Origin of the sequence: Streptomyces sp. NPDC058985 (genome assembly GCF_042740985.1) — a bacterium.
GTDB lineage: Bacteria > Actinomycetota > Actinomycetes > Streptomycetales > Streptomycetaceae > Streptomyces.
Window position 1 is genome coordinate 16,780 of record NZ_JBHYJX010000073.1, and the last position, 10,388, is coordinate 27,167.

At 75.8% G+C, this 10,388-nt stretch carries 5 protein-coding genes; 4 read left to right on the top strand and 1 reads right to left on the bottom strand.

Features of this window, described 5'->3' with window-relative positions; genetic code table 11:
* Nucleotides 1-168 precede the first annotated feature (168 nt).
* The gene (locus ACFW01_RS36660; RefSeq protein WP_384510956.1) at nt 169-4,116 is read right to left on the bottom strand and encodes an FHA domain-containing protein; all 3,948 of its coding nucleotides are present in this window, start codon (nt 4,114-4,116) and stop codon (nt 169-171) included.
* Nucleotides 4,117-4,554: 438 nt separating this feature from the next.
* On the opposite strand from ACFW01_RS36660, the gene ACFW01_RS36665 reads away from it, so the two are divergent.
* The 4 genes from ACFW01_RS36665 to ACFW01_RS36680 all read left to right on the top strand — a co-directional run bounded on the left by ACFW01_RS36665 (nt 4,555) and on the right by ACFW01_RS36680 (nt 10,238).
* A complete protein-coding gene (locus tag ACFW01_RS36665; RefSeq protein WP_234961147.1) occupies nt 4,555-6,198 on the top strand; it encodes a serine/threonine-protein kinase in 1,644 nt (547 codons plus the stop codon).
* A gap of 105 nt (nt 6,199-6,303) precedes the next feature.
* Nucleotides 6,304-7,548, top strand: a complete 1,245-nt coding sequence (locus ACFW01_RS36670; RefSeq protein ID WP_234961146.1) for a serine/threonine-protein kinase — start codon at nt 6,304-6,306, stop codon at nt 7,546-7,548.
* A 431-nt stretch (nt 7,549-7,979) separates the two neighbouring features.
* Nucleotides 7,980-9,086 carry a peptide chain release factor 2 gene (gene prfB, locus ACFW01_RS36675; protein WP_064728181.1) on the top strand — a complete coding sequence of 369 codons (1,107 nt, stop codon included), beginning with the start codon at nt 7,980-7,982 and terminating at the stop codon, nt 9,084-9,086.
* Nucleotides 9,087-9,410: 324 nt separating this feature from the next.
* Nucleotides 9,411-10,238, top strand: coding sequence for a hypothetical protein (locus tag ACFW01_RS36680; RefSeq protein WP_384510953.1), 828 nt, complete (start codon nt 9,411-9,413; stop codon nt 10,236-10,238).
* Nucleotides 10,239-10,388: the final 150 nt, after the last annotated feature.

Below are 10,388 nucleotides of genomic sequence, written 5' to 3' on the forward strand. Positions count from 1 at the left end.
GGTGAGGGCGGCAAGACCGCGTCCGCGGTCAGCGGGGGGATCGTGACCGCGTCGTGACCAGGTGGGCGGCGTGGGTGTGGGCGTATGCGGGGGCTGCCGCCCCGCGCCCCCGCTGTCGGCCTGAACGGCCTCGTCCTCAAACGCCGGACGGGCTGAGAGTGCCCGGCGTTACAGGAGTGACGGCACCTGTGCCGCCTCCACCTCGCGGGCCGCCCGTTCCAACGCGCTGGCCAGCAGGGCCAGGTCGGTGGGGCCGTTGCCCAGCTCGCGTACCGGGCGGCGGGTGGGCGGGTCGCCCATGAGGTGCCATTCCAGCGGGATCACCGTGGGGCGCAGGGTCGCGGTGCGCGGGATGCGGCCGGTGACCCTCCCGGCCTGGAAGACCACGGCCGGTCCGTCGGGGCGCGTCAACCGGCCGCGTCCCGGCATCGGTTCGTCCGGACCCGGGGCCGGGGTGTCCAGCGCGATGCGCAGGGTGGCGCGCAGGGCGGGCTCCGTCTGGGCCGTACGGCCGCCCGGCGCGGTGGCGGCCACCAGGTGCACGCCCAGCCGTCCGCCCTCCCGCGCGACGGCCTCCAGCGCCCGCATGACCGAACCGGCCGCGGGGCGTCCGGGCGAGCCGAGCGGGGGAGTGACGAGCGCGTCGAGATCGTCCACGACCACCACGAGGCGGGGAAGCGGCGGGACGGCCCCGGACCGGCGCCGGGCCGCTCCCGGGCGCAGCCGCATGGTGGAGCTGGGCGGGGAGTCGAGGTCCCCGTCGTCGGGCGCCGGCGTGGTGCCGGGCGCGCCGTCCTGCGGGGTGCGCTGGGCGACCAGGCGGCCCGACACCTCGCGTCCGGTGTGCCACTCGGGGAACTCCGACCGCCCGAGCAGCTCGGCCCGCCGCTTCAGCTCGGCGCTCAGGGACTGGGCGAACTCCCGCATGCGGACCGGGTCGTTGGCGGCGAGGTGGGTGGTCACGTGCGGTACGTCCGTGCAGACGGCCAGTCCTTCGCCGTGCCCGCCGTCGGTGCCCACGCTGTCGCGGCCGTCCACCAGCACGACGCCGAGACGGTCGGGGCGGTCGGCGGAGGCGAGGGAGGCGACGAGCGCCCGCAGCAGCTCGGTGCGGCCGCTGCCGGGCGGGCCCTCGACCAGCAGGTGCGGTCCCTCGGCGGCGAGGTCGACCGTGACGGGGCCGCGCGGTCCGGCGCCCAGGACCGCGTGGGCGCGCCCCCCGAGGGCGTGCGTGTCGTCGGCGGCGTCGGCCCAGCGGGCCATCAGGGAGGCCGGGGTGGCGCGGGCGAGGCCCAGTTCGTCCAGGAGCCGGGCCGCCTGGGGCAGCGGAGCGGCCACCCGCGTGTGCCGCTCGCCGCCCGCGGGGGCGTCGGTGCGCAGGGGTGCCAGGGCGCGCGCGAACCGCTCCGCCCACGCGAGGGAGACGGCGTCGACCGTGCCGAGGGTGCCGTGCCCGACCGGGCCGGCGGGGGCCTCGCCGGAGGTGCGCGCGACGCGCAGCAGCCGCAGGGTCGTCGCCACGTCGCCGCTGAGCAGCGCCACGGCACCGCACTCGCGGAACACCGGTGACACCGCGCAGGCCGCCTCGTACGTCTGAGCCACGGGCGAGGTGGGGGAGGCGGCGGCCGTCTCGGCGAGGCACAGGACGTGGATGCCGGCCCGCGGTCCCTCCAGGGCCAGCCGCGCCACGGTCTCGCGCACGTCGGCCCCGCCCGGGTCCCCGTCCACGACGACCACGCTGTACGGCCCCGCGAAGCCGCCGGCCGGGTCGGTGCCGTCGTCGGGGCGGGCCCAGGAGGGCTGCCGGGTGCCGCCTGGAGCCGGCGCCGGCCGGGCCTCGGGCCGGGTGTCCGACAGGTGGTCGTCCAGACGGCGGACCAGCTCGTGGGCGCGGGCCATGGCCTGTTCGCGGTCGTGGGCGAGGAGCAGGCGGCAGTCCTGGCCGTGCGCCGGGCGCAGCTGGGGCAGCCAGCCCAGCCAGGACCACTCGGCGGTCCGCTCGGCGAGCGGACGGGAGCGGTCCGCGCTGATCAGGACGATCTCCAGGGTCTCCGCGGAGTGCAGCGCGGCGAGCTGGGCCAGCACCGAGCGGGCCAGCCCGGCGAGCCGGGCGCGCGGGCCGGCCAGGCCGAGCGCCCCGACCTCGCGCAGCCCGGCGGTCACCGGGACCGCGGGCAACGGCGCGGAACCGCCGGGCGCCACCCGGTCGGCCGTACCGAGCCGCACGGTCAGCGCCTCCGGGTGCGCCGGGCCCCGCTCCCACAGCCGGGGCCCGGGGCCGAGCGCCGTCAGCAGCAGCGACGCGGCGTCCGGCCAGGTCTCCGGGGCGTGCGAGGCGGCACCGGGTGCGGTCGGTGCCGGTCCGGCCGCCTCGTCGTCGTAGGCGTGCGCACCGGGGGCGGTGTCGTCCTGCGCGCTCCCGCGTCCTCCGGTCAGCCGTCGCGCCCAGGCGCCGATACCGCCGCGCCGCCGCACGCCCTGCGGGAGGTCGGTGCCACGCAGGGGGGTGCCTTTGCGTCCGGTGCCGCCGTCCGGGGCCCCACCGTCGTCGGCGCCGCGCCCGGGTGCGCCGGGGTGCGATCCGCCCGCGCCGGAGGGCTCGGGGCGGAGGGCGCCTCCCGGGCCGGAAGACTGGGGGCGGGGGGCTTCCGTGCCGGGCCGGGACTGCTGGACGGGGTCGGTTCGGGGCTCGCCCCTGCGGGGTGCCGGAGCCGGGGGCCTGCCGTCGCGTGAGGTCGCGGTGGCGGAGCCGCCCGGGGCGGCGGGGGCGCCGCCATGGGCGCCACCGCGTGACGTGCCCGCGTCCGGCCTGCCGGCCTCGGTGGAGCGCGCTGCGTGCTCGCCACCGCGTGACGTACGCGCGTCGGACCCGTCCGGATCGGCGGCGCCTTCTGCGAACGCGTTTCCTCCGATCGCGTCTCCTCCGGTCGCGTCTCCTCCGGTCGCGCCCGCTCCGTGCGCACCCGCCGTGGAGTCGAACGCCCCGTAGGACGCGGCCCCGCCGTGGGTCTCGCCCCCCGCGGGGGACTGCCGGGGGAAGCCGGCCGTGGGGCCCGTGCCGTGGCTCTCTATGCGGGGCGCACCGCCCTGGCCAGGCACCTGGGGAGGCTCGGTGGGGGTCGCACCCCGGCCGTACCCCGACGGTCCGTCGGCCTGGTGGCCCCGTGCGGCCGGGCTGTCCCACCCACCGGCCCCCGGGCGGCCCGCGCCGTCGGTTCCGGTCCGGGGCCCGGTCCCGGTCCCGTGGGCCGGGGTGTCCCAGCCGGCGGACGCCGCACCGCCCGCACGCGCGGTGCCGCTCGTCACACCTGCGTCCCGGGAGGGGGCGCCCGCCGGGCGGGGACCCTCCGCGCGGGAGGCACCGTCCGTGTTGTCCGCGTGCCCCCCGTCGGCCACGCGCGCGTGCGCCACCTCGTCGGCGTCACCGGCGCCCGGTGCGGATGCCGCCGCCCCGGACAGCCGTACGTACCCCTCCCCGTCCGGCGTCGTCGCCGCGCGCGTCGTCGCCTCGCGCTGGACCGGCACCAGCCGCAGGGCCGACTCGCCGATCCGCAGCAGCGCGCCCGGCGCGAAGCGAACCGGGCGGTCGCCCACGCGGGTGCCGTCCAGCGTGGTGCCGTTGGTGGAGCCGAGGTCGGCGACCGAGACGCGGGCGTCGGGGGTGACGGTGACCGCGCAGTGCATCCGGGAGACGTCCGGGTCGTCGAGCGCGACATCGGCGTCGGCGGAGCGGCCGAGGCGGATCTGTCCGCCGTGCAGGAGGTGGACGCCGCCCGCGTCCGGGCCCGCGACCACATGGAGCTGGGCGGGGACGCCGGCCGGCTCGGTGTCCGGGTCGGGCTCGCCGGGGGCGCCCAGGCAGAGCACGGCGCCGTCGATCAGCGGTGGCTCGCCCAGGGTGCTGCGCTGGGTGTCCAGCCGCTGCGCGCCCGCGTACAGCACCACCTGGCCGGTGCCCGGGGTCTCGCCGCCGGGGACCGCCGCGGCCAGCGCGGAGGCGACGGCGGCCAGGGCGGTGCCGGCCGGCGCGGTGACCAGCACGTCGCTGCTCGCGGCGCGGCCCCCCGCCGAAGCATGCGGGCCCAGCGGGTCTACGACGGTCAGCCGGATCTGCATCGCCGTCAGCGGTCCCTTCGCGCGGGCGCCCGCACGCCGGGCAGAAGCCGTCACCACGGTCACCCACCGCGGACTTCCCCCACCGCCACACGAGCACGTCGGCCAGTTCTCCACGCATCCTCGCACCTGCCACTGACAACGCGCCCGCCTCCCGCCGTCAAATGATCTTGATTGGTCGGCTCTGACCCCAAAAATGCCTGACAGGTGCCTCGGAGGTGATCGAAGACCGTCGGCTTGAGATCGGTCACGTCCGGGCATCGGCAACCAAGGGACCGGGTCGAGCGTCTTTCCTTCGAACACGGCCCGGGAGCGGAACGTAAGGCTTACCGGCGGGCCGACGGGAGCCACGGGACAACCGCGGAATGACGACAGCCCGGTGCCGGGAGCGTGGCCTTACAGTGGGTCGGAACAGCCAGCAAGCAACTAGGAGCGCATGACGTGCGGCCGGTAGGCAGCAAGTACCTCCTCGAGGAGCCCCTCGGCCGCGGCGCGACGGGCACCGTCTGGCGTGCGCGCCAGCGGGAGACCGCGGGCGCCGAGGCGGCCGTGGCCGGGCAGCCCGGCGAGACCGTCGCGATCAAGGTCCTCAAGGAAGAGCTCGCGAGCGACCCCGACATCGTGATGCGCTTCCTGCGGGAGCGCTCCGTCCTGCTCCGGCTCACCCACCCCAACATCGTCCGGGTCCGCGACCTGGTCGTGGAGGGCGAACTGCTGGCGCTCGTCATGGACCTCGTCGCCGGTCCCGACCTGCACCGCTACCTGCGGGAGAACGGGCCGCTCACCCCGGTCGCCGCCGCCCTGCTCACCGCCCAGATCGCCGACGCCCTCGCCGCCAGCCACGCGGACGGCGTGGTCCACCGCGACCTGAAGCCGGCCAACGTGCTGCTGAAGCAGACCGGCGGCGAGATGCACCCGATGCTGACCGACTTCGGCATCGCCCGCCTCGCCGACTCGCCCGGTCTCACCCGCACCCACGAGTTCGTCGGCACGCCCGCGTACGTCGCGCCGGAGTCCGCCGAGGGCCGCCCCCAGACCTCCGCCGTCGACGTGTACGGCGCGGGCATCCTGCTGTACGAGCTGGTCACCGGCCGTCCCCCGTTCGGCGGCGGCTCCGCCCTGGAAGTGCTGCACCAGCACCTGAGCGCCGAGCCGCGCCGCCCCTCCACCGTCCCCGACCCGCTGTGGACGGTCATCGAGCGCTGCCTGCGCAAGAACCCCGACGAACGCCCCAGCGCCGAGAACCTCGCGCGCGGCCTGCGCGTCGTCGCCGACGGCATCGGCGTGCACGCGAACAACGCGCAGATCGGCGCCGCCGAGAACGTGGGGATGCTCCTCGTCCCCGACCCGGCGCCCGCACAGGTCCCGGGCGACCCGGGCGCCGCCGACCCGACGCAGGTCCTGCCGCAGAACGGCGGCTACGACCCGAACGGCGCGACCAGCGTCCTGCCGCACACCGGCCAGCCGTCCGGCGCCGCCGACCCGACCGCCGTCATGCCGCCGGTGCCGCCCGGGCAGGGCCAGGGCGGGCAGCCCGGCGGGCCCGACGACCCGCACCCCTGGCAGAACCAGCTGCGCGCCGCCCGCGACCGCAACGAGCAGACGCAGGTCCAGTACCTCGACCCGAACCAGGACCCGCTGCGCCGCCGCCCCCAGCGGCAGGTCTCCCGCCCGCCGCAGCAGCCCCGGCAGGCCCCGCAGGGACCGCCGCCCCAGCAGCCCGGCTACGGCTACCCGCAGCAGCAACAGCCGCAGCGGTACGCCACCCCGCAGCCGCAGCAGCCCCAGCGGTACGCGCCGCCGCCCACGCCCGAGCCGCGGCCGCCCCGGCGTGAGCCGCGCCCGCCGCGGCAGCGCGGCGCGAACCCGATGCGCATCCCCGGGCTCGGCTGCCTCAAGGGGTGCCTGTTCACGCTCGTCATCATGTTCGTGGCCGGCTGGCTGATCTGGGAGCTGAGCCCGCTCCAGGACTGGATCGGCACGGGCAAGGGCTACTGGGAGCAGCTCAGCGACTGGTTCACCACGGCGACCGACTGGATCGGGGACCTGGGCGGCTCTGGCGGCGGAGGCTCCACCGGCAGCTGAGTCTGGAGATTTGTCGACATCCGGTGGGTGATTTCCGCCTCCGTTGTGAAGGTTGGCTCCGTGGACGCGTACTTTTAGGCGCAACACGCGTCGGTAGGAGCAGTCTTGGCACGGAAGATCGGCAGCCGGTACACCGCCCACCAGATTCTCGGGCGGGGCAGCGCCGGCACGGTGTGGCTCGGCGAGGGTCCCGAGGGGCCCGTCGCGATCAAGCTGCTGCGCGAGGACCTGGCGTCCGACCAGGAGCTGGTCTCGCGCTTCGTCCAGGAGCGCACGGCCCTGCTCGGCCTGGAGCACCCGCACGTCGTCTCCGTCCGTGACCTGGTGGTCGACGGCAACGACCTCGCGCTGGTCATGGACCTGGTCCGCGGCACGGACCTGCGCACCCGCCTCGACCGCGAGCGGCGCCTGTCGCCCGAGGCCGCCGTCGCCGTCGTCGCCGACGTCGCGGACGGCCTGGCCGCCGCGCACGCCGCCGGGGTCGTGCACCGCGACGTCAAGCCGGAGAACGTGCTCCTCGACATGCAGGGCCCGCTCGGCCCCGGCGGCTCCCACCCGGCGCTGCTGACGGACTTCGGTGTGGCCAAGCTCATCGACACCCCGCGGCGCACCCGCGCCACGAAGATCATCGGCACGCCCGACTACCTGGCCCCGGAGATCGTCGAGGGCCTGCCCCCGCGCGCGGCGGTCGACATCTACGCGCTGGCCACGGTGCTGTACGAGCTGCTCGCCGGCTTCACACCGTTCGGCGGCGGCCACCCCGGCGCCGTACTGCGCCGCCACGTCACCGAGACGGTCGTCCCGCTCCCCGGCATCCCCGACGAGCTGTGGCAGCTCCTCGTACAGTGCCTCGCCAAGGGACCCGCCTCCCGGCTGCGCGCCTCCGAGCTGAGCGCCCGGCTGCGCGAGCTGCTGCCGATGCTGGCCGGGATGGCCCCGCTGGACGTGGACGAGCCCGACGCCGAGCAGGAGGAGGACTCGCCCGAGGAGCCCACGGCCTCCTCGGCGCCCGCCGGGGAACCGGTACGCCGCCGGGGAGCCGTGCCACTGGTGCCGGGAGCGAAGCCGGCCGACTCCAACCGCGACACGCACACCTCGATGCGCGTACCCGCCCCGGACGAGCTGGCGGGCGGCGCCCGGGGCACCGCCCGCGCCCCACGCGCCTCCGGCGCCCCACGCCCCGGCTCGGCCCGCAACCGTGCCGCCGCACGCCGCCGCCGCCTCGCCCTGGGCGGTGGCGCGGTCGCCCTGGTGGCGGCGATCGGCGTCGGCACCTGGCTGGCGACCGGCGCCGACGAGACCGACCCGGGCCCCCAGGACACACGGAACTCGGCCCCGGCCTCCCCCTGACTCCGGGCGGCCCCGACCCGATCCCCACCGCCCGGCCGAATCCCCGGCGGCGTCCGCCCGTCGGCCGCGCCGGGCACCGGCCCTCCCGCCGCCAGCCCGCCCGGCCCGGCACCCCTGCCGCAGGTCCGCCACAGGCGCCCGGCACCAGGCGCGGCGGTGCGCCGCGCGTGCCGCGTGTGCCGCGCGTGCCGCGCGTGCCGCGCGTGCCGCGCGAGGGTGGGGCGAACCGCTCCCGGAACGTCCCCGCCGCCGGTCGCCGCCGCCCGGCCGAATCCCCGGCGAGGTCCGCCCGCCGCCCGCCCCCGGCACCGGCCCGCCCCGGTGCACCGCGGCCGCGCACCCCCGGCCGCGTACCTCTGCCGCACGCCGCCGCGGGCGCCCGGTGCCCCGGTCCGGCCGGGGCCGGTCGGTGGAGCCGTTACGCTGGACGCGTGGCAGTCGTCGATGTATCCGAAGAGCTGAAGTCCCTCTCCTCGACCATGGAGTCGATCGAGGCCGTCCTGGACCTCGACAGGATGAGGGCAGACATCGCCGTGCTCGAGGAGCAGGCGGCCGCGCCCTCCCTGTGGGACAACCCGGACGAGGCGCAGAAGATCACGAGCCGGCTCTCCCACCTCCAGGCGGAGGTGCGGAAGGCCGAGGCCCTGCGCGGGCGGCTCGACGATCTCGGCGTGCTCTTCGAGATGGCCGAGGAGGAGGACGATCCGGACACCCGTGCCGAGGCCGAGTCCGAGCTCACGGCCGTGAAGAAGGCGCTGGACGAGATGGAGGTCCGCACCCTTCTCTCGGGCGAGTACGACGCGCGTGAGGCGCTCGTCAACATCCGCGCCGAGGCGGGCGGGGTGGACGCCGCCGACTTCGCCGAGAAGCTCCAGCGCATGTACCTGCGCTGGGCCGAGCAGCACGGCTACAAGACCGAGGTCTACGAGACGTCGTACGCGGAGGAGGCCGGCATCAAGTCGACCACCTTCGCCGTGCAGTCGCCGTACGCCTACGGCACCCTCTCCGTCGAGCAGGGCACGCACCGCCTGGTGCGCATCTCGCCCTTCGACAACCAGGGGCGCCGCCAGACCTCCTTCGCGGGCGTCGAGATCCTCCCCGTGGTCGAGCAGACCGACCACATCGAGATCGACGAGTCCGAGCTGCGGGTGGACGTGTACCGGTCCTCCGGCCCCGGCGGCCAGGGCGTGAACACCACCGACTCCGCGGTGCGGCTCACCCACCTCCCCACCGGCATCGTGGTCTCCTGCCAGAACGAGCGGTCCCAGATCCAGAACAAGGCCACCGCGATGAACGTCCTCCAGGCCAAGCTCCTGGAGCGGCGCCGTCAGGAGGAGCAGGCCAAGATGGACGCCCTCAAGGGCGACGGGGGCAACTCCTGGGGCAACCAGATGCGTTCGTACGTGCTGCACCCGTACCAGATGGTCAAGGATCTGCGCACGGAGCACGAAGTGGGCAACCCCGAGGCCGTGTTCAACGGCGAGATCGACGGTTTCCTCGAGGCCGGAATTCGCTGGCGCAAGCAGCAGGAGAAGTAACGCGGAGCGGCCGCGCACGGGCCGCTTTGTCGACAAGGCAACTGCCGCCCACCGGGCGGCGGTTGCCTTTTCTCTGCCCGCCGTCCGCCGGTGATGTCTGGGTTTTACATCACACTCACACCCTTTGTGTCCGGCATACGTCCCGTACCTGGACATCGCGTACGCAATGGCCTTGACGTTGCTTTGAACATTCGCAAGGGTGAGGCGCGGCATGCGTATTTCTGGGGCGCATGTGAACCGGGGGGCACAAGCGCAGCCACTCCCGTCGATCACGGCCCCGAGCGCGGCCTCACTGACTAATCGGCTACTGGGGGTAGCAACCACATGACGAAGAAGACGCGCATCCGTGTCGCGCGCATAGCGGCCGGCGCCGTGATCGCCGCCGGCGCCTCGCTGACCGCCGCGGGTGCCGCCTCGGCGCTTGATTTCGGCCTGAGTGCGGGTGTCGGCGACACCAACGTCGGCCTCGGCGTGAGCGTCGGGGGCGAGAGCGAAGGCACCTCGGAGGGTACGTCCGAGGGCACCTCGGAAGGCACCTCGGAGGGCACCTCGCTCGGCGTGTCCGAGGGCACCTCGGAAGGCACCAGCGAGGGTACGTCCGAGGGCACCTCCGAGGGCACCTCGGAAGGTACGTCCGAGGGCACCAGCGAGGGCACGTCCGAGGGCACCTCGGAAGGCACCAGCGAGGGCACCAGCGAGGGCACGTCCGAGGGCACCTCCGAGGGCACTTCGGTCGGCACCTCGGAGGGCACGTCCGAAGGCACCACCGAGGGTGGCGACAACGGCGGCAACGGCAACAACGGTGGCACCGGCGACAACGGTGGCAACGGCAACACCGGCGGTTCCGGCGACAACGGTGGCAACGGCAACACCGGTGGCACCGGCGGCACCGGTGATGGCGACAACACCACCCCCGACGGCGGCAGCAACGACAACGTCACCCAGGACGAGGGCTCCTCGGCCCTGACCGACACCGGCGAGGAGGCCCCGGCCTCCGACACCGCCGCCCAGGGCAGCGGTGACGAGCTGGCCGAGACCGGCGCCGCGGAGACCACGTTCCTGCTGGTCGGCGCCGCCACGATGATCGCGGGCGGTATCGGCTTCCGCCTGCTGCCGCGCATGATGAACGGTCGCGGCGGGGCCGCTGCCTGACGGTAGCCGACAGGCTACGCACGGCACAGCCGAGCGAAGGGGCCCGGAGGGCACAGCGGGCCGGGGGCCTCTGGCAGGGCGGCCTAGGGCCGGTGGGGCCCACGCGGGCGGCAGCAGGTGGTGTGGGCCAGGACGGGCCCCGCCGCGGGA

Coding starts and splice junctions, on each gene's coding strand:
- ACFW01_RS36680 (WP_384510953.1), top strand. CDS start 9,411: ATGACGAAGAAGACGCGCATCCGTGTCGCGCGCATAGCGGCCGGCGCC.
- ACFW01_RS36660 (WP_384510956.1), bottom strand. CDS start 4,116: ATGCAGATCCGGCTGACCGTCGTAGACCCGCTGGGCCCGCATGCTTCG.